Genomic DNA, 19,126 nt, shown 5'->3' on the forward strand with positions numbered 1-19,126 from the left:
GCGGCCGATTTTTGGACCGATCCTGCATCTTCCTGCGGATTCAGAGCGTGTTTCCGCCGATTCTCACCTTTTCCCAGTTTCAGCCGGCAGATGCCAACCGATCTTGCACCCTTACAGCTTGCCAAATCCACCCGGCGTCGGTGTCGTCAGGATGACAGCCTCCCCTGCATCGAGCACGGTCTGGTCGCAGGCCTTCAGTACCTCGACCGCCCCGTCCTTGCGACGAACCTTGGTCGAGCCGACCTCGCCGTCGCCGCCACCGTCCAGTCCCTGCGGCGGGCGGTTGCGGTGCGAGGACAGGATCGCGCACTCCATCTTTTCGAGAAAGCGGATGGTGCGTTTGGTGCCATCGCCGGCGCTCCATTTTCCCTTGCCTCCCGATCCTTCGCGGATGTGGAAATCCTCCAGCACCACGGGAAAGCGCAGTTCCAGCACTTCCGGATCGGTGAGGCGCGAATTGGTCATGTGGGTGTGGACGCCGGAGGTGCCGGCAAAGCCGCGACCGGAATTCATCCGGCCGGCCGGCGAGCCGGAGCAGATGGTTTCGTAATATTGATACTGCTTGTTGCCGAAAGTCAGGTTGTTCATCGTTCCCTGCGCATTGGCCATGGCGCCCATGGCGCCGAACAGCGCATTGGTGACGTGCTGCGAGGTCTCGACATTGCCGGCAACGACGGCGGCAGGGTAGGCGGGCTTCAGCATGCAGCCGTCGGGAATAATGATGTTGATCGGCCTGAGGCAGCCGGCATTCATCGGGATCATGTCCTCGACCATAACGCGGAAGGCATAGAGGACGGCGGCGCGGGCAACGGGCTCCGGCGCATTGAAGTTGTTCTTCATGACAGGCGACGTGCCGGTGAAGTCGACCGTCGCTTCGCGCTTTTGCCGATCGACAGTGATCTTCACCTTGATCACCTGGCCGGTATCGGTCGGGTATTCGTAATGCGAGCTGTCCGGCAGCCGCTCGAGCACGCGGCGCACGCTTTCGGCCGCATTGTCCTGGACATGGCCCATATAGGCCTCGACGACATCGAGGCCGAAATGCGCGACCATCTTGCGCAGCTCGGCGACACCTTTCTCGTTGGCGGCGATCTGCGCCTTGAGGTCGGCAATGTTCTGATGCGGGTTGCGGGCCGGATAGCTGTGGTCGGTGAGCAGCGTATGCAGCTCTTTTTCGCGGAATTTACGGCGGTCGACGATGCGGAAATTGTCGAACAGCACGCCTTCCTCGTCGACCGTGGTGGCGAGCGGCGTCATCGAGCCAGGGGCGGTGCCGCCAATATCGGCGTGGTGGCCGCGCGAGGCCGCCCAGAACAGGATGTTCTTTTGAGCATCGTCGAAGACGGGCGTCACCACGGTGATATCAGGCAGATGCGTGCCGCCATTATAGGGTGCGTTCAAGGCAAAGACGTCGCCGGGATGGATGTCGCCGGAGTTCAGCCGGATGATGGTTTCGACCGAGCGATCCATGGAGCCGAGGTGCACCGGCATGTGCGGCGCGTTGGCGACCAGTGCGCCGGTGTGGTCGAAGACGGCGCAGGAAAAATCCAGCCTTTCCTTGATGTTGACGGAGTAGGCGGTGTTCTGCAGCGTCACGCCCATCTGCTCGGCGATCGACATGAACAGATTGTTGAAGACCTCCAGCATGACCGGATCGGCTGATGTGCCGAGCGCAGCGGCGCGCACTTTCCTTGCCGAGCGGCGGATCACGACGTGGTTGAGATTGGTGATTTCGGCTCGCCAGCCCGGCTCGACGACGATGGTCTGGTTGGGCTCGATGATCAGCGCAGGGCCAGCCACCAGATTGGATGGGCGCAGGTTCTCGCGACGATGGATGCCGGCTTCATGCCACCGGCCTTCGGTGTAGATTCGTCGCGTTCCGGAAGCGCCGGCTTCAACCCTTGCAGGGCCGGCGGGCGCATAGGCTTCGGCGCTGCTTTCGCCGATCTCACTGCCCTCGACGCCGACCGTCTCGACGATCATCGGCTTGTCGTCGTAGACGAAGCCGAATTGCGCTTTGTGGGCGATTTCGAAATCGCGCTTCGCCTGGGAAATCGAGTCAGTCTCGAAATTCATCGGCAGTGTCGTGTCGGTGCCATCATAGCGAATGTGCAGCATCGGCTTGGTGGCAACCGCGTCCTCGGCGATGCCTTGCGCCGCGAGTTCGGCAATGACGGCTTTTCTCAAGACGGCAATGAGGGCGTCGATCTCGGTTCTCGACTCTTCGGCAAGCGGCCTGAGCAGCGCCTGTTGGCGTGAGGCAAAGACCGAGGCCAGACCGATGCCATAGGCCGAAAGCAGGCCGGAGAAGGGATGGATCAGCACCGCCTCCATGCCGAGCGCATCCGCGACCAGGCAGGCATGCTGGCCACCGGCGCCGCCGAAGCAGTTGAGCAGATATTCGGTGACGTCGTAGCCGCGCTGCACGGAAATCTTCTTGATGGCATTGGCCATGTTCTCGACGGCGATGGTGACGAAGCCTTCTGCAACCGCTTCCGGCGAGCGGCCATCGCCGATCTCGGCGGCCAGAGCGCTGAATTTCTTACGCACGGTGCCGACATCGAGCGGTTCGTTCTGGCCGGGGCCGAAAATGGCCGGGAAGAAATCCGGCTGCAATTTGCCCAGCATGACGTTGGCGTCGGTGACCGCCAGCGGCCCGCCGCGCCGGTAGGCGGCGGGGCCGGGATTGGCACCCGCAGAGTCCGGTCCGGCGCGAAAACGGCCCGCCTCGTAGTGCAGGACCGAGCCGCCGCCGGCGGCGACGGTGTGGATGCGCATCATCGGGGCGCGGACGCGAACGCCGGCGACTTCGGTGTCGAAGGCACGCTCATACTCGCCATCATAGTGGGCGACGTCGGTGGAGGTGCCGCCCATGTCGAAGCCGATGACCTTGTCGAAGCCGGCGAGCTTCGCCGTCTCGACCATGCCGACGACACCGCCGGCCGGACCCGACAGCAGCGCGTCCTTGCCCTGGAACATGTCGGCGGCGGTGAGGCCGCCAGAGGACATCATGAACATGAGGCGAGGGCTTTCCCTCCTCCTCGAGGGGAGGGTGGCGGCAAAGCCGCCGGGTGGGGTCGGATCGACCGGGCTCCGCGTTTTAGCGGTGCCTTCTGAGAGAACCCCCTCTGGCCGCTTTGCGGCCATCTCCCCCTCGAGGGGGGAGAGTACGCCCAGCTCTCCCGCCACTCTCTGCACATAGCGCGACAGGATGGGCGAGAGATAAGCGTCAACCACGGTGGTGTCGCCGCGGCCGACCAGCTTGATCAGCGGCGAGACCTCATGGCTGACCGAGACTTGGGCGAAACCGATCTTGCGGCAGACCTTTGCCACCGCCTTCTCGTGATCGGGGTATTTCCAGGCATGCATGAAGACGATGGCGACGGCATCGATGCCGTCGGCCTTGGCCTGCTCGATCGCCGGCCGGCAAGTGGCGATGTCGAGCAGCCGTTCGACACAGCCATCCGCGAGCACGCGCTCGTTGATTTCGATGACGCGCTCATAGAGCTGCTCGGGAAGGATGATCTCCTTGGCGAAAATGTCGGGCCGCGCCTGGTAGGCGATCCGGAGCGCATCGCGAAAGCCCTTGGTGATGAGCAGGAGCACACGGTCGCCCTTGCGTTCCAGAAGCGCATTGGTGGCAACCGTCGTGCCCATCTTGATGTCGCCGATCAGGCCGGAGGGTATCGCGGCGCCAGGTTCAAGGCCGAGCAGGTCGCGGATGCCCTGGATGGCGGCATCGGCATAGGCCTCGGGGTTCTCCGACAACAGCTTGCGCGGATGCAGTTCCCCTTGCGGGTCACGGCCGATGACGTCGGTGAAGGTGCCGCCGCGATCGATCCAGAAATCCCATTTCGCGGCCATGGCTGTAGTCTCCGGCATTTTTCGTTTTCAGCTTTCGTTGTTAATGGGCCGACGCGCCAGCAGCAACGCATCCCGTTGATGTTACATGCGGAAACGCAACGTTACGAAACTCATGGCCGCGTGGCGCATTGTCTCTCCGAGCGCTCACTGCAATTTGAGCGTGTATTGAAGGAGAAATATTATGAAAAAGCTCATTCTGGCGTCCCTGTCCGCGATTGCCCTGCTGGGCGTCGCAGCGTGCAGCGACAGCGGCAAAGGCACTGACACCACCACCACGCAGAGCACCAATCCGCCGGCCGCGGAGCAGCCGATGAAGCCTGCGGCCCCGGTCGACAAGTCGACCAAGCCTGCCGAGCCGGCTCCGGCAACGCCTGCTCCCGCGCCTGCGCAGTAGTTCGTAAAGCAGTGAGAGTGTCTTGGGAGGAAGGGCCGGCGCCTCGCCGGCCTTTTCTTGCAAAGGAGCCATCGGGACCGCCAAGGCGCCTCTCGGTCGCAGGCCCGGACGGGCCGTTATTGGCTTGATAGCGGGGACCGGTTGGCTCTATGAAGCGGTCCATGTCGATTTGGGATCGCCTCGGCGAGTTTATCACTCGGGTATCATCTTCAGCGACGACGGGCGTTGCCGACGTCGTCGAGGCTGTGCGAACAGTATTCTCCGGCGATGCCGACCTGCGCCGCCGCGTCGCCTTCTCGGTGGCGATGATCGCGCTTTCGGCCAAGATGGCCAAGGCCGACGGCATCGTCACCCAGGACGAGGTGCGCGCGTTCCAGGAAATATTCGAGGTGCCGCCGAAGGAGACGCGCAACGTGGCGCGGTTGTTCGAACTTGCCCAGCAAGATGTGGCCGGGTTTGAGATCTATGCCGAGCGCATGGCGCAGATGTGCGGCTCCGGCCATTCGAACTGCGTGATGCTGGAAGATATACTGGACGGCTTGTTCCACATCGCCAAGGCCGACGGGGTGGTGCATGAGGGCGAGGGCATCTTCCTGCACCGTATCGCCGAAATTTTCCGCATCGACGAGGTGCACTACGAAGCGATCATGGCGCGGCACGTCAATCTTGGCGCCGGCGACCCCTATGTCGTGCTTGGCATCGAGCGCGGCAAGCCGTTCGAAGAGGTCAAGAAGCGGTATCGCAAGCTGGTGTCGGACAACCATCCGGACCGGCTGATCGGACGCGGCCTGCCGCAGGAATTCATCAAGATCGCAACCACAAGGGTCGCGGCGATCAACGCCGCCTATGAGATGATCGAGCGGGGCCTGCGGCACGCATGAGCGGCTTCCTGCCCGACGAGCCGAGCGCCGAGGTCAGGGTATCGCCGAATTTCGGGCCGCGGCGCGACGCGCCGGGACCCGATATGATCGTGCTGCACTATACCGGCATGGCGACGGGGGCGGGAGCTGAAGCCTGGCTGTGCGATCCTGCGAGCGAGGTTTCGGCGCATTATCTCGTCCATGAGAATGGCCACATCGTGCAGATGGTCAGGGAAAGTGAGCGCGCCTGGCACGCCGGCAAGAGTTCCTGGTTCGGACGCACCGACATCAATTCCTGCTCGGTCGGCATCGAGATCGTCAATCCGGGCCATTCGTTGGGCTATCCCGGGTTCCCCCGGCGCCAGATCGATGCGGTGATCGGCCTGTGCAAGGGGATTGCCGGTCGGCATGCGATCCCTGCCAGGCGCGTGCTGGCGCATTCCGACGTGGCTCCGGGACGCAAGATCGATCCCGGCGAGAAATTCCCATGGGCTGCCCTGTTCAAGGCCGGTGTCGGCCATCTCGTACCAGCTGCCCCCATCAGGCGGGGGACCGCGCTGAAGCCCGGAGACAGCGGTGCCGATGTCGAGGCACTGCAATCGACGCTGGCGCTCTATGGCTATGGTGTTGAGATATCGGGCATTTTCGACCATCAGACGCGGATCGTCGTCGAGGCCTTCCAACGGCATTTCCGGCCCCGGCTGGTCGACGGGCTGGCCGACGACTCGACGATGCGCACGCTGCAAGAATTGCTTGCTTCCATGAGAAGCTGACCCGGGTCAAAGCGCTGCCCAACTAATCTTCCCCCCGTCAGGTTACAAACTGTCACTCAAAGTGACTTGCCCCGCCTTCATTGGCGCCAATTGAGGCTTCAAAGGGGAATTCGTACAGTTTGTCGGATGTCTAACCCCCCGGATGTTCCGATACTAATCAAGCAGCGCCGCGCGAACATCTTCGCGTCGTCCAGACAGAACAGGATCACATGCAGAAATTGACCGTTGCAACGGCAGCTCTTGCTGCCGGCGTAATGACTTTTGCCTTCAACGCGGCCGACGCCGCGCCGGTAAGCCCACGGGCCGATCAGGGGCTCGTCGCGGGGACCGCCAAGGGCAAGGTCATTTCGGCCAAGCGCAGCAGGAGTGTGAAGGCAAGGGCGAAGCAGGCTTCCGCAAAGGCGAAAAAGGCCAGCTGGACCAAGGCCAAGAAATCCATCGCCAAGGCCAAGCTTGGCCGCAAAACCATCGACATGACGACCACGGCATCGATCGGCCTTAGGAACGTGGCTGCGTCGACGGCAGCGGTGGCCAGCAGCGGCCAGTATTCCGCGATCGTCGCCCGCTATGCGGCGAGCTATGGCGTTCCAGTATCGCTGGCTCATGCCGTCATTACGATCGAGAGCAACTATCGACCGAACATGGTCGGCAGCGCCGGCGAGATCGGCCTGATGCAGATCAAGCCGGCGACGGCGCGCATGATGGGTTACAACGGCTCGGCCAAGGGGCTGTTCGATCCCGACACCAACATCAAGTACGGCATGAAGTATCTGGCCTTGGCGCAAAACCTTGGCGGCGGCACCACCTGTGGCACGATCCTGAAATACAATGCCGGCCATGCCGCGACGCGGATGAACCCAATCTCGGCCGCCTATTGCAGCAAGGTCAAGGTTCAGATGGCGGCGCTTTGATTGCAAGTTGCGAGAGCCGGCGGACAAGCCGGCTTTTTCATTTGCGTTTTCCCGGCTGAACCCCTTTATACGCCTTGCCAGCTGGCTGGGCGGCCGCACTCGCAAACGCCGAAAGGCCGCGAGTGAGGAAAGTCCGGGCTCCATGGAGACACGGTGCCGGTTAATGGCCGGCGGGGGCGACCCCAGGGAAAGTGCCACAGAAAGCAAACCGCCACGACTTTGTCGGGGCAAGGGTGAAAGGGTGGGGTAAGAGCCCACCGCGCGACTGGCAACAGGAGCGGCACGGTAAACCCCACCGGGAGCAAAACCGAATAGGGGCGGTGCGAGGGGAAAACCCTCGAGGGCTGTTTCCGGCTCACCGTCCGGGTAGGTTGCGTGAGGCGCATGGCAACATGCGCCCAAGATGAATGGCCGCCACGTTCTCGTCCCGCAAGGGGCGAGGGCCATACAGAACCCGGCTTACAGGCCAGCTGGCAGTTTCTCCCCGAAGAGAAATCCTTTGAGATCAGCGGGTTGCGCCCTCGGGCGCGCCTGTCGATTCAAATCTTTTCAGCTGCTCGCCGATAGGAACCAAGCTCGACCGTCACGTGAAGCTGGTGCGGTTAGCCGCTGATCTTGTCCAACGATGTTTCGATCGCCTTCCAAAGCTCTTCCACCGGTTCACAGCCTATCGAGAGTCGTACAAAGCCGGGCGGCACCGCGTCGCCTCGCTTCGAACGCCGCTCGGCCGACGTGTGGACGCCGCCGAAGGAGGTCGCGGCCTCGATCGGTTGGCAATTGTTGATGAAATCCTCGGCCTTGTCCTCCGAGGCGAGTTCGAATGAGATGAGGAAGCCGAAGCGTTCCATCTGGGCGCGGGCGAGGTTGTGCGAGGGATCGCTTTCGAGGCCCGGGAAGCGCAGGCCGCTGACCGCTTTGTGGCCTTGCAGTCGTCGCGCGATCACTTCCGCCGAGGAACACATGCGGTCAAAGCGCACGTCGAGCGTTTCCAGGCCGCGATGCACCAGCCAGGCTTCGAACGGCCCCGGAATGCCGCCGGCGGTCTCGCGCCAGCCTCTCACGGCCGAGATGATCGCTTCATCGCGGCTGGCGACGTGGCCGAACAGCACGTCGGAATGGCCATTGGGCGCCTTGGTGTCGGCTGCAACGACGATATCGGCGCCGTGGTCGAGCGGCCGCTGGCCGAAAGGCGTCATCGTCGTGTTGTCGACGACGACAATCGCGCCGGCCCGGTGAGCGGCCTCGGCGACGGCGGTGATGTCGCAGATGTCCAATCTCGGATTTGAAGGGGTTTCGACGTAGGCGAGGCGATAGCCCTCGAAGCCGTCGTCGAGGAAAGTCGATGTCGGTCGCAGATCGAAGTCGATGCCGAACGGTTTCAGGAAGCGCTCGGCCAGCGCCCTTGTGGCGTGATAGCCGTCCGAAGGCAAAAGGATGCGGTCGCCGGATTTCAGCAGCCCGAAAAACACTGCCGAGATTGCCGCCATTCCAGAGGGGAAGCCGACACATGGCGCGTCTTCCAGATGCGCCAGCATGTGCTCGACTGCATCCCAGGTCGCGTTGCTGTAACGGCCATACTGACTGTAGCCGGTCCCATCTCCCGGGTTGTGGAAGATGGCGGCCATGGTCAGCGGCAACGGAATGGGGTCGCCTTTGGCAAGGTTGTCGCGGCGCAGATGGGCGAGGGACGCGGCGCGTGACCTGGCTGTTTCGGACATGGATTTCAAACCTTGTTGCTAAGCGGAAGAGACGGCTGACGCTATGCGCGGCGGCCGTGCGCGGCAAGCCGCCTCCGGTTGGGCCAAAGCGCTCTAAACGCTTCGTTAGGCTTAATGATCCATAAAGACGGGACGTGCCGTAACGGCTGCTCGGATTGGTCGCGATGCGCGTGTTTGTGAAGCCTATTCCCGTTGACGCCCATAGTACCCCATGATATCCCATTCGAACACTCAAGCTTTCGTTCCGTGTCAGGGTAAAGCGTACGCCAATCGGGCAGCCGCGGCGGCTGCGCGTTTGCCGTTTCTTGGCCATGTGGACGGGATGGGTGCGGGGCAGGGAACGCGCAGCAGTGGCGCGTACGAGACGATGAAGAGGGGTGCGGCGGCGCAAGCGGCTGTAGCATTTAATGGACCGGTTTCTGTCGAACACGGTGAGCAGGATCGATGCGAAGGGGCGGGTTTCCGTTCCGGCGCATTTCCGCGCCGTCGTACAGAAGCGCGGCTATTCGGAACTCTACGCATTGCGCTGCCTGGACCTGCCGGCGATGGATGTCGGCGGGCTCGACCTGCTCGATCGCTACGAGCAGCGCATCGCACAGGAAGATCCCTTCCTGCAGACGGCGGACGACATGTCGTTCTTCTGCCATGGCGATGGAACCTTCCTGAAACTCGATCAGGACGGCCGCATCACGATGACCGATTTCATTCGCGAGCACACGGGCATCTCGGCGGAGGTGGCCTTTGTCGGGCGCGGCAATTTCTTTCAGATATGGGAGCCGGGACGGCTTGCGGCCTATGGGGCGCAGGCGCGGGCCAGGCTTTTGCAGCTTCGGCAGGGGACGAAGCCTGGGGAGCGACCGGAATGATGGCGGGCCACGGCGATGATATCCACGCCGTTGGCGGATCGGTCCGCCACATTCCGGTCCTCCTTGGCGAAGTGCTCGAGGCACTGGCGCCAGCGCAGGGCGACATCATCATCGACGGCACGTTCGGCGCCGGCGGCTACACAAAAGCCATTCTGGCGACCGGGGCTTCCGTCGTCGCGATCGACCGCGACCCCGACGCCATCGCGGCCGGTCGCGATATCGAGGCGCAATCGGGCGGCAGGCTGAAGCTGGTGCAGGCGCCGTTCTCGACGCTGGACGAGCATGTCGAGAGCGCCGACGGCGTCGTGCTCGACATCGGCGTCTCCTCCATGCAACTCGACCAGGCCGAGCGTGGCTTTTCCTTTCGTTTCGACGGGCCGCTCGACATGCGCATGGCGCAGGCGGGCCTGAGTGCCGCCGATGTCGTCAACAGTTTCAAGCCTGGCGACCTTGCCCGCATCTTCGGCTTCCTCGGCGAGGAGCGTCACGCCGGGCGCATCGCACGCATGATCGAGGCGCGCCGCGAAAAGAAGCCGTTCGAGCGTACGCTGGAATTGGCCGATGCCATCGAGACGCATATCGGCCGCGCGCCGAAGGACAAGATCCATCCGGCAACCCGCGTCTTCCAGGCGCTGCGCATTTTCGTCAATGACGAGCTTGGCGAACTGGCCAAGGCCTTGTTTGCGGCCGAGCGCGCGCTGAAGCCGGGCGGGCGGCTCGCCGTGGTGACGTTCCATTCGCTGGAAGACCGCATCGTCAAGCGCTTCATCGCCGACCGGGCCGACGTCGCCACCGGTTCACGTCACCTGCCCGAGGCACATGCGCGCACCGCCACCTTCCGCAAGGCCGGCGGCGGCGTGACGGCTGATGATGCCGAGGTCGCGGCCAATCCGCGCGCCCGCTCCGCCAGGCTGCGCGCCGCAATCCGCACCGATACGCCGGCGCGCGGCGGCGATTTTTCGATTTTCGGCCTTCCAAAGCTTCCCGGCATCAACCTGCCGGGGGAGAGGTAAGCACGTGTTCCGTACCAGCGACATTGTCCTGATCGCCGTCATGGTTTCGGCGGCGGCCCTGACCTACAAGACCAAGCGCGAGGCCGAGGATCAGCTGGCAGCGGTGCAGAAGATCCATACCCAGATACGCTATGAGGAGGAGACGATCGACCTGCTCAAGGCCGACTGGAGCCTGCTTACCCAGCCGTCGCGGCTGCAGAAGCTCGCCGAACTCTACAAGTCGCAGCTCGCACTCGAGCCGGTCAGCGCACGCCAGATCGTTGGCTTGGGCGACCTGCCGGCCAAGGCGCTCGACATTCAGGACATCCTGAAAGGACGCCAGGACAGCATGGCTGACAATTCCGGCAAGGCGCCGTCTGGCGACAAGGATCCCGTCGTGACCGGAGACATCGCCCAATGATCGGCAAACTGCTGAAGCGCCGCGCCAGGACGGCTGAGGACAGATCGATCGTCATCGAAGGCGCCCGTAAGGCGACCGGCGGCAAGGGCAAGGCGCGCATCGTCATGACGATGGCGGTGTTCTTCGGCATCTTCTCGACCATTTCGGGGCGGCTGGTCTATCTCGGCTTCCAGACGCCTGACCTGTCCGGCGGCCCGCAGAGCCGGATCACAGCCTCGCGGCCCGACATTGTCGACCGCAATGGCGAAGTGCTGGCGACGGACATCAAGACAGCGTCGCTGTTCGCCGAGCCGCGCCGCATCGTCGATGCCGACGAGGCGATCGAGAAGCTGTCGACCGTGCTGCCCGAGATCGATTACGAGCAGACCTACCACAAGCTCAAGAGCGGCGCCGGCTTCGTCTGGCTGCAGCGGCAGCTGACGCCCAAGCAGCAGGCCGACATCATGCAGCTCGGCATTCCCGGCTTCGGCTTTCGCACCGAGAAGCGCCGGTTCTATCCGAGCGGCGAAACCTCGTCCTACATTGTCGGCCTGACCAACATCGACAACCAGGGCATCTCCGGCATGGAGAAATATATCGATGAGCAGGGCCTGAGCGACCTGCAGGCGTCCGGTCTGGCGGTGGCCAAGGATCTCAAGCCGGTGAAGCTTTCAATCGATCTGCGCATCCAGCATGTGGTGCGCGATGAGATCGCCGCCGGCCTGGAGCGCTATCGCGCCATCGGCGCCGGCGCCGTCGTGCTCAACGTCAAGACCGGCGAAGTGGTGGCCATGGCCTCGGTGCCGGATTTTGATCCGAACAATCCTTACAATGCACAGGAAAAGGACCGGCTGAACCGGATGTCGGCGGGCCTCTATGAGATGGGCTCGACCTTCAAGAGCTTCACCTCGGCCATGGCGCTCGATTCCGGCAAGGCGACGATGAATAGCCGTTTCGACGCTTCACATCCGATCCGGGTCGGCCATCAGGCCATCCACGATTTTCACGGCAAGAACCGTGTGCTGTCGCTGCCGGAAGTGTTCCTCTATTCGTCCAACATCGGGTCGGCCAGGGAAGCCGAACTGGTCGGCATCGAGGGGCACCGGGAATTCCTGCATCGCCTTGGCATCCTGGAAAGGATGCAGACCGAGCTGCCTGAGGTCGCCCGCCCGACCGAACCGAAGGTCTGGAAACAGGTCAATTCATTCACCATCGCCTTCGGTCACGGCGTGTCGACGACGCCGCTGCAAGCGGCTGTCGGCTGCGCCGCGCTGATGAATGGCGGTTTTCTGATGAACCCGACCTTCCTGGTGCGTACGCAAGAGGAAGCGATGGCCGCCGCCAAGAAGGTGGTGAGCGAAAAGACGGTCGAGGGCATGCGCTACCTCTATTCGCTCAACGCCGAGAAGGGCTCGGCCAGGAACGCCAGAGTCCCCGGCTACCGCGTTGGCGGCAAGACCGGAACGGCCGAGAAGGTCATCAACGGTCGCTACTCGAAAGAGTTGAATTTCAATACCTTCGTCGCCGCCTTCCCGATGGATGACCCGCAATATCTGGTGTTTACGATTGCCGACGCTCCGCACCCGGAAAAGCCCGGGATGACAGACGTTGCCGCCAACAATGCGGGGGTCATGGCGGGCAATATCATCAGGCGTTCCGCGGCCATGCTTGGCGTGAAGCCAGATTTCAGCCATGAAAATGGTGCAACGCTGGTTTCCTATCAGTGATTCTTGGGGCGCGCCGGCAACTGCGCGCTATTTTGTTGCGGTGAACGGGACTCGATGAAGCTCAGAGATCTAGCCGGTATCCTGCCAGTCGAAGGAACAGCTTCCGCCGATCTGGAGGTTACCGGGATTTCGTCCGATTCCCGCCAGGTAAAACCGGGCGTGGTCTTTTTTGCGCTCGCCGGCACCAAGGCGGACGGTGCGGCCTACGCTGCCGATGCGGCCAGGCGTGGCGCGCTGGCGATCGTGACGAGCAAGGGCAGTTCCGTCGCCGAACTGCCGGTTCCGTCGCTGGCGGTCGATGATCCGCGCCTGGCGCTGGCGCTGAGTGCTTCCCGCTTTTTCGGCAAGCAGCCGCAGACCATGGTCGCGGTCACCGGCACCAGCGGCAAGACATCCGTCGCCGCTTTCACCAGGCAGATCTGGGAGCAGGCGGGCTATGCCGCGGCTTCGATCGGCACCACCGGTGTGGTGGCGCCCGGCCGCAACGAGTATGGCTCGCTGACCACGCCTGATCCGGTCGCCTTGCACCAATTGCTGCGGGAATTGGCCGATGCCGGCGTCACGCATGCCTCGATGGAAGCTTCCAGCCATGGGCTCGACCAGCGCCGGCTTGACGGCGTGAAGCTGGCCGCCGGCGGTTTCACCAATCTTGGCCGCGACCATATGGATTATCATCCGACGGTCGAGGATTATCATCGTGCCAAGCTGCGCCTGTTCGACACGCTGCTGCCGAAAGGCGCGCCGGCCGTCATCTTCGCCGACGATCCGTGGTCGGCGCCGACGATCCAGGCGGCGAAGGCAGCCGGGCTCAAGGTGCTGACGGTTGGCCGCCATGGCGATTTCCTCACGCTGAAGCGGGTTGAGCACGAGCGCCATCGCCAGCGCGCCGAAGTCGAGGCCGAGGGCGTGCTGTACGAAATCGACCTGCCGCTGGCCGGCGATTTCCAGATTTCGAATGCGCTGGTCTCGGCGGGCCTTGCTATTTCCACGGGAACACCTGTCGCCAAGGCCTTGATGTCCCTGGAAAAACTGAAGGGTGCGCCAGGCCGGCTCGACCTCGTCGGCACCACCGCCAGCGGCGCGCCGGTCTATGTCGACTACGCCCACAAGCCCGATGCGCTGGAAAACGTGCTGGCCTCGGTGAGGCCGTTCACCACCGGCCGGGTCATGGTCGTATTCGGCTGCGGCGGCGACCGCGACCGGGGAAAAAGGCCGATCATGGGCGAGATCGCGACCCGGCTTGCCGATGTCGTCATCGTCACCGACGACAATCCGCGCTCCGAAGTGCCCGAGACCATCCGCGCCGCCATTTTGGCCGCCGCACCTGGCGCCATCGAGATCGGCGACCGGTGCAAGGCGATCCATGAGGCTGTCGCCATGCTTCATGCCGGCGACACGCTGATCGTGGCCGGTAAGGGCCACGAGGAAGGCCAGACGATCGGCTCCGAGACTTTGCATTTTTCCGACCACGAAGAAGTCCGCGCCGCGCTACGGGAGCGTGCCGCATGAGTTTGCTGTGGACCTCCGAGGCCCTGGTTGCCGCCATGGATGGGCGGCCGCTTGGTCCCATGCCCGAGGGCATATCGGGGATTTCGATCGACAGCCGCAGCCTGCAGCCTGGTGATGCGTTCTTCGCCATCAAGGGCGAGGTCATGGACGGTCATGACTTCGCCACCGCGGCCATCAAGGCCGGCGCCGGCGTGCTGGTGGTGGCGGAAGGTAAGCTGCCGTCGCTTGGTCGGCTGACGGCGCCGATAATCGTCGTCGAGGACGTGCTGGCCGCACTGGAAAAGCTCGGTGTCGCCGCGCGCGCGCGTTCGCAGGGCAAGATCATCGCGGTCACCGGTTCGGCCGGCAAGACCACCACCAAGGAAGCGCTGCGCCATGTGCTGTCGGCCGTCGGCAAGGTGCATGCCTCGGCGCAGTCCTTCAACAACCATTGGGGCGTGCCGCTGACCCTGGCGCGCATGCCGGAAGATTGCGACTATGCCGTGTTCGAGATCGGCATGAACCATCCCGACGAGATCCGGCCGCTGGTGAAGATGGTGCGGCCGCATGTCGCCATCATCACCATCATCGCGGCCGCGCATCTCGGCTTTTTCCGCAACCTCGACGAGATCGCCAAGGCCAAGGCCGAGATTTTCGAAGGGCTGGAGCCCGAGGGTGCCGCCGTCCTCAACCGCGACGACGCGCGTTTCAAGCTTCTCGACAAGATGGCGCATTCCGCCGGCGTCGAGCATGTCTACGGTTTCGGCGAGAATGCGCGCTCGGCCTTCAAGCTCACCAAATGCGAGCTTCACGCCGATCATTCCGATATCGCCGCCAGGATAGGCGGCCATGACATGATCGCCCGCATCGGTGCGCCCGGCCGGCACATGGTGCAGAACGTGCTGGCGGTGCTGGGTGCGGCGCAGCTGGTCGGCGCCGATCTCGGCAAGGTAGCGCTCGCGCTGGCCGATCTCTCGGCCGGGCGCGGCCGTGGAAAACGCCATGCGCTGCGGCATCCCGGTACTTCGAGCCACCCCAGCGGTCCGATCACGCTGATCGACGAAAGCTACAACGCCAATCCGGCCTCGATGGCGGCCGCCATCGCGCTGCTGAACGCGACGCCGGTGACGGGCGAGGGCCGCCGTATTGCCGTGCTCGGCGACATGCTCGAACTCGGCGATCACTCGGCCAAGCTGCATGCCGCGCTTGCTGACCTCATCGTCGGCACCGGCACGCAGACCGTCTTTCTCGGCGGCCCCGAAATGCGGGCGCTGGCCGAAGCGCTGCCGGGCGATATCAAGACGGAATACCGCGCCGGCGTCGAGGAGCTGAAGCCGGTGCTGCTTGCTGCGCTGAAGCCGGGCGACGTGGTGATGATCAAATCGTCTAAGGGCATCGGTTTTGCAAAACTGGTCGATGCGCTGCTGGGCAAATTCCCGGCTCAATCAACAGCCAACAGTCAGTCGTAGGGTCGGGGAACGAAAGCGCATGTTCACACTGCTGGTCGATTTCGCGGACAAGATCTCGGTCTTCAACGTCTTCCGCTACATCACGTTCCGCACCGGCGGAGCGCTGATCACCTCGGCGCTGATCGTCTTCATCTTCGGGCCGACCATCATCAATTCGCTCAGGCTGCGGCAAGGCAAGGGCCAGCCGATCCGCGCCGACGGACCGCAGACGCATTTCAAGAAGGCCGGCACGCCGACCATGGGCGGGCTGATGATCCTGTCCGGCATCATCGGCTCATCGCTTTTATGGGCGAACCTGTCGAGCATCTATGTCTGGGTGGTGCTTCTGGTGACGCTGGGCTTCGGCTCGATCGGCTTCTATGACGACTATCTGAAGGTGACCAAGCAGTCGCATCTCGGCTTTTCCGGCAAGGCACGGCTCGGGCTCGAATTCATTATTGCCGGCATCGCCGCCTGGGTGATCATGCACAACGGCCAGGCGCCATTCTCATCGTCGCTGACCTTCCCCTTCGCCAAGGAATTCCTGATCAATCTCGGCTGGTTCTTCATTCCGTTCTCCTGCTTCGTCATTGTTGGCGCCGGCAATGCGGTGAACCTGACCGATGGCCTCGACGGCCTGGCGATCGTACCGATCATGATCGCCGCGGCCTCCTTCGGCGTCATCGCCTATCTCTCCGGCAACGCGGTGTTCGCCGAATATCTGCAGATCCATTTCGTTCCCGGCACCGGTGAACTGGCTGTCGTGCTCGGCTCGGTCATCGGCGCCGGCCTCGGTTTCCTCTGGTTCAACGCGCCGCCGGCGGCCATCTTCATGGGCGACACCGGTTCGCTGGCCATGGGCGGCCTGATCGGCACGGTGGCGGTCGCCACCAAGCATGAGATCGTGCTGGTCATCGTCGGCGGCCTGTTCGTGGTCGAGATCCTCTCGGTCATCATCCAGGTCGGCTACTTCAAGATGACCGGCAAGCGCGTGTTCCTGATGGCGCCGATCCACCATCATTTCGAAAAGCTCGGCTGGACCGAAAGCCAAGTGGTGATCCGTTTCTGGATCATCGCCGTCATCCTGGCGCTGGTCGGCCTCTCCACCCTGAAGCTCAGATAGGAAACCTCCTTGATCCCCGCCGCATCCTTCGCAGGCAAGCACGTTTCGCTCTTCGGGCTCGGTGGCTCGGGGATCGCGACCGCGCGGGCATTGATCGAGGGTGGGGCGGACGTGTTGGCCTGGGACGATAATCCCGACAGCGTCGCCAAGGCGGCCGCCACCGGCATCGCCACCGCCGATCTGCGCGGCCCCGACTGGGCGAAATTCTCGGCTTTCGTGCTGTCGCCCGGCGTGCCGCTGACGCATCCCAAGCCGCATTGGACGGTGGAACTGGCGAAGGGCGCCGGTGTCGAGGTGATTGGCGACATCGAACTCTTCTGCCGCGAGCGGATTTTGCAGGCGCCGACGGCGCCTTTCATCGCCATCACCGGCACCAACGGCAAGTCGACGACGACGGCGCTGACGGCGCATATCCTCAAGGCTTCCGGCCGCGACACCCAGATGGGCGGCAATATCGGCCGCGCGGTGATGACGCTCGATCCGCCGCAGCCTGACCGGCACTACGTCGTCGAATGCTCGTCCTACCAGATCGACCTGGCGCCCTCGATCAACCCGACGGCCGGCATCCTGCTGAATCTGACGCCGGATCATCTCGATCGCCACGGCACCATGCAGCACTACGCTTCGATCAAGGAGCGGCTGGTGGCGGGCAGCGAGACGGCGATCATCGGCATCGACGATTCCTGGTGTGCGCAGATCGCCGAACGGCTGGAGCGGGCAGGGCGCCAGGTTATCCGCATTTCCAAGCGCCTGCCGCTGACCGACGGCTATTTCGCCGACGGAACCAATCTGATGGAAGCCGTGCACGGCCGCTACAGCAAGGTCGCCTTCCTCGAAGGCATCGGCTCGCTGCGCGGCCAGCACAACGCGCAGAACGCGCTTGCCGCGGTCGCCGCCTGCCTGAAAGTCGGGCTCGACCTCGGTGAAATCCAGTCCGGACTGGAAAGTTTTCCGGGTCTCGCCCACCGCATGGAGCAGGTCGGCCGCAAGGACCATGTGCTGTTCGTCAACGATTCCAAGGCGACCAATGCCGATGCGGCGGCACCAGCCCTGTCGAGCTTTCCGCGCATCTACTGGATCGCCGGCGGCCTGCCCAAGGAAGGCGGCATCGAGCCGCTGCGCGGCTTCTTCCCGCGCATCGCCAAGGCCTATCTGATCGGCGAGGCCGCACCCGCCTTTTCGGCGACGCTGGGCGAGGCGGTGCCCTACGAGATATCGGGCACGCTGGCCGCGGCGGTCGAGCATGCCGCGCATGATGCGGCCAAGGACGACAGCGGCGAGGTGGTGGTGCTGCTGTCGCCGGCCTGCGCCAGTTTCGATCAGTTCAAGAATTTCGAAGTTCGCGGCGAAGCCTTCAGGCAAGCTGCGAGCGTTATAGATGGCGTCAAACCCATCGGAGGGGCACGATAATGCAGAGCCGTCTCGATAAAAGTCCTGTCGCAACCTGGTGGTGGACGATCGATCGCTGGTTCCTGGCGGCGTTCCTGTCGCTGATGGGGCTCGGCATCGTACTTTCCTTCGCCGCCAGCCCGGCGGTGGCCGAGCGCATCGGCCTCGACAGTTTCCACTTCGCGACAAGGCAGATCATCTTCACGGTGCCGGCGCTCGGCGTGATGCTGGCCGTCTCCTTCCTCGATTCCAGGCAGATCCGGCGCATGTCGCTGATCATGCTGTGCCTGATGCTGGTGCTGATGGTGGCGGTGCTCTACATCGGCGTCGAGGTGAAGGGCGCGCGGCGCTGGGTCTCGCTCGCCGGCCTGTCGATCCAGCCGTCGGAATTCCTGAAGCCGGCCTTCGTCATCATGTGCGCCTGGCTGTTCGCCGAGCACAAGCGCCAGCCCGACATTCCCGGCAATCTGTTCGCCATGCTGTTGCTGGTGCTGGTCGTGTCGCTGCTGGTGGCGCAGCCGGACCTCGGCCAGACCATGCTGACGACCGGCACCTGGGGCATCATGTTCTTCATGGCCGGGCTGCCCTGGCTGTGGATCATCGTGCTGGGTGCCGCCGGCGTGGGCGGCGTCTTTGCCGCCTATACGGTGTTTCCGCACGTTGCCTTGCGCATCGACAAATTCCTCACCGGCGAAGGCGACACGTTCCAGGTCGACATGGGACGCGACGCGCTGATCAATGGTGGCTGGTTCGGCGTCGGGCCGGGCGAAGGCACTGTCAAGCGGGTCATCCCCGACAGCCATGCCGACTTCGTCTTCTCGGTCGCGGGCGAGGAATTCGGGCTGATCATGTGCTTCTTCATCATGTCGATCTTCGCCTTCATCGTGCTGCGCGGCCTCAACACGGCGCTCAAGGAACATGACGATTTCACCCGCTATGCGGTCGGCGGCCTCGTCACCGTGTTCGGCCTGCAGGCCGTCATCAACATGTGCGTCAACCTGCAACTGGTGCCGGCCAAGGGCATGACGCTGCCCTTCATCTCCTATGGCGGCTCCTCGCAGATCGCCATCGCCATTTCGATGGGCATGGTGCTGGCGCTGACACGCAAGCGGCCGGAGAAGCGCAAGCAGATGGGTTTTGCGCTTCCGCAGCGCGCCCAGCCGGCGGAGTGAC

The 19,126-nt window shown here is 63.6% G+C and carries 15 protein-coding genes and 1 other RNA gene; 14 read left to right on the top strand and 2 right to left on the bottom strand.

From position 1 onward, the window contains the following. Positions 1 to 111 precede the first annotated feature (111 nt). Entirely contained in the window at positions 112 to 3,864 is a 3,753-nt protein-coding gene (locus HGP13_RS16615) for a hydantoinase B/oxoprolinase family protein (RefSeq protein WP_172234746.1), read from the bottom strand. Positions 3,865 to 4,045: 181 nt separating this feature from the next. Here HGP13_RS16615 and HGP13_RS16620 point away from each other — a divergent pair, with 181 nt between their 5' ends. The 5 genes from HGP13_RS16620 to rnpB all read left to right on the top strand — a co-directional run bounded on the left by HGP13_RS16620 (position 4,046) and on the right by rnpB (position 7,280). Beyond that, positions 4,046 to 4,258 carry a hypothetical protein gene (locus tag HGP13_RS16620; RefSeq protein ID WP_172227338.1) on the top strand — a complete coding sequence of 71 codons (213 nt, stop codon included), beginning with the start codon at positions 4,046 to 4,048 and terminating at the stop codon, positions 4,256 to 4,258. A gap of 161 nt (positions 4,259 to 4,419) precedes the next feature. Beyond that, the gene (locus HGP13_RS16625; protein ID WP_172227339.1) at positions 4,420 to 5,139 is read left to right on the top strand and encodes a DnaJ family molecular chaperone; all 720 of its coding nucleotides are present in this window, start codon (positions 4,420 to 4,422) and stop codon (positions 5,137 to 5,139) included. After that, positions 5,136 to 5,891 carry an N-acetylmuramoyl-L-alanine amidase gene (locus HGP13_RS16630; protein WP_172227340.1) on the top strand — a complete coding sequence of 252 codons (756 nt, stop codon included), beginning with the start codon at positions 5,136 to 5,138 and terminating at the stop codon, positions 5,889 to 5,891. The genes HGP13_RS16625 and HGP13_RS16630 overlap by 4 nt, the downstream gene beginning before the upstream one ends. Before the next feature lie 209 nt (positions 5,892 to 6,100). Next, on the top strand, positions 6,101 to 6,802 hold the full coding sequence (locus tag HGP13_RS16635) for a transglycosylase SLT domain-containing protein (RefSeq protein WP_172227341.1): 702 nt from the start codon (positions 6,101 to 6,103) through the stop codon (positions 6,800 to 6,802). A 77-nt stretch (positions 6,803 to 6,879) separates the two neighbouring features. Further along, positions 6,880 to 7,280, top strand: an RNA gene (gene rnpB / locus HGP13_RS16640) — RNase P RNA component class A. A gap of 124 nt (positions 7,281 to 7,404) precedes the next feature. Here the strand turns inward: rnpB and HGP13_RS16645 are convergent. Next, positions 7,405 to 8,520, bottom strand: coding sequence for a cystathionine gamma-lyase (locus tag HGP13_RS16645; protein WP_172227342.1), 1,116 nt, complete (start codon positions 8,518 to 8,520; stop codon positions 7,405 to 7,407). 407 nt (positions 8,521 to 8,927) lie between these two features. Here HGP13_RS16645 and mraZ point away from each other — a divergent pair, with 407 nt between their 5' ends. Genes mraZ through ftsW form a run of 9 tightly spaced genes read left to right on the top strand, consistent with a single transcriptional unit; the run spans position 8,928 to position 19,125 of the window. Further along, positions 8,928 to 9,386, top strand: a complete 459-nt coding sequence (gene mraZ / locus HGP13_RS16650) for a division/cell wall cluster transcriptional repressor MraZ (protein WP_056573299.1) — start codon at positions 8,928 to 8,930, stop codon at positions 9,384 to 9,386. Next, positions 9,383 to 10,399 (top strand): 16S rRNA (cytosine(1402)-N(4))-methyltransferase RsmH, encoded by a 1,017-nt coding sequence (gene rsmH / locus HGP13_RS16655; protein ID WP_172227344.1) that lies wholly within the window; start codon positions 9,383 to 9,385, stop codon positions 10,397 to 10,399. Before mraZ ends, rsmH begins: the two co-directional genes overlap by 4 nt. Before the next feature lie 4 nt (positions 10,400 to 10,403). Beyond that, positions 10,404 to 10,799: a hypothetical protein gene (locus HGP13_RS16660; protein WP_172227347.1), complete on the top strand. Its 396-nt coding sequence runs from the start codon at positions 10,404 to 10,406 to the stop codon at positions 10,797 to 10,799. Further along, on the top strand, positions 10,796 to 12,505 hold the full coding sequence (locus HGP13_RS16665) for a penicillin-binding protein 2 (RefSeq protein WP_172227349.1): 1,710 nt from the start codon (positions 10,796 to 10,798) through the stop codon (positions 12,503 to 12,505). Before HGP13_RS16660 ends, HGP13_RS16665 begins: the two co-directional genes overlap by 4 nt. A 54-nt stretch (positions 12,506 to 12,559) precedes the next feature. Then, positions 12,560 to 14,014 (top strand): UDP-N-acetylmuramoyl-L-alanyl-D-glutamate--2,6-diaminopimelate ligase, encoded by a 1,455-nt coding sequence (locus tag HGP13_RS16670; protein ID WP_172227351.1) that lies wholly within the window; start codon positions 12,560 to 12,562, stop codon positions 14,012 to 14,014. Next, positions 14,011 to 15,462, top strand: coding sequence for a UDP-N-acetylmuramoylalanyl-D-glutamyl-2,6-diaminopimelate--D-alanyl-D-alanine ligase (locus HGP13_RS16675; protein WP_172227353.1), 1,452 nt, complete (start codon positions 14,011 to 14,013; stop codon positions 15,460 to 15,462). Before HGP13_RS16670 ends, HGP13_RS16675 begins: the two co-directional genes overlap by 4 nt. Before the next feature lie 19 nt (positions 15,463 to 15,481). Then, on the top strand, positions 15,482 to 16,564 hold the full coding sequence (gene mraY / locus HGP13_RS16680; RefSeq protein WP_172227355.1) for a phospho-N-acetylmuramoyl-pentapeptide-transferase: 1,083 nt from the start codon (positions 15,482 to 15,484) through the stop codon (positions 16,562 to 16,564). Between the two features lie 9 nt (positions 16,565 to 16,573). Further along, on the top strand, positions 16,574 to 17,974 hold the full coding sequence (gene murD / locus HGP13_RS16685; RefSeq protein ID WP_172227357.1) for a UDP-N-acetylmuramoyl-L-alanine--D-glutamate ligase: 1,401 nt from the start codon (positions 16,574 to 16,576) through the stop codon (positions 17,972 to 17,974). Then, the gene (ftsW, locus tag HGP13_RS16690) at positions 17,974 to 19,125 is read left to right on the top strand and encodes a putative lipid II flippase FtsW (RefSeq protein WP_172227359.1); all 1,152 of its coding nucleotides are present in this window, start codon (positions 17,974 to 17,976) and stop codon (positions 19,123 to 19,125) included. The genes murD and ftsW overlap by 1 nt, the downstream gene beginning before the upstream one ends. The last annotated feature ends 1 nt before the right edge of the window (position 19,126 follow it).

Origin of the sequence: Mesorhizobium sp. NZP2077, assembly GCF_013170805.1 — a bacterium.
Taxonomy (GTDB): domain Bacteria; phylum Pseudomonadota; class Alphaproteobacteria; order Rhizobiales; family Rhizobiaceae; genus Mesorhizobium.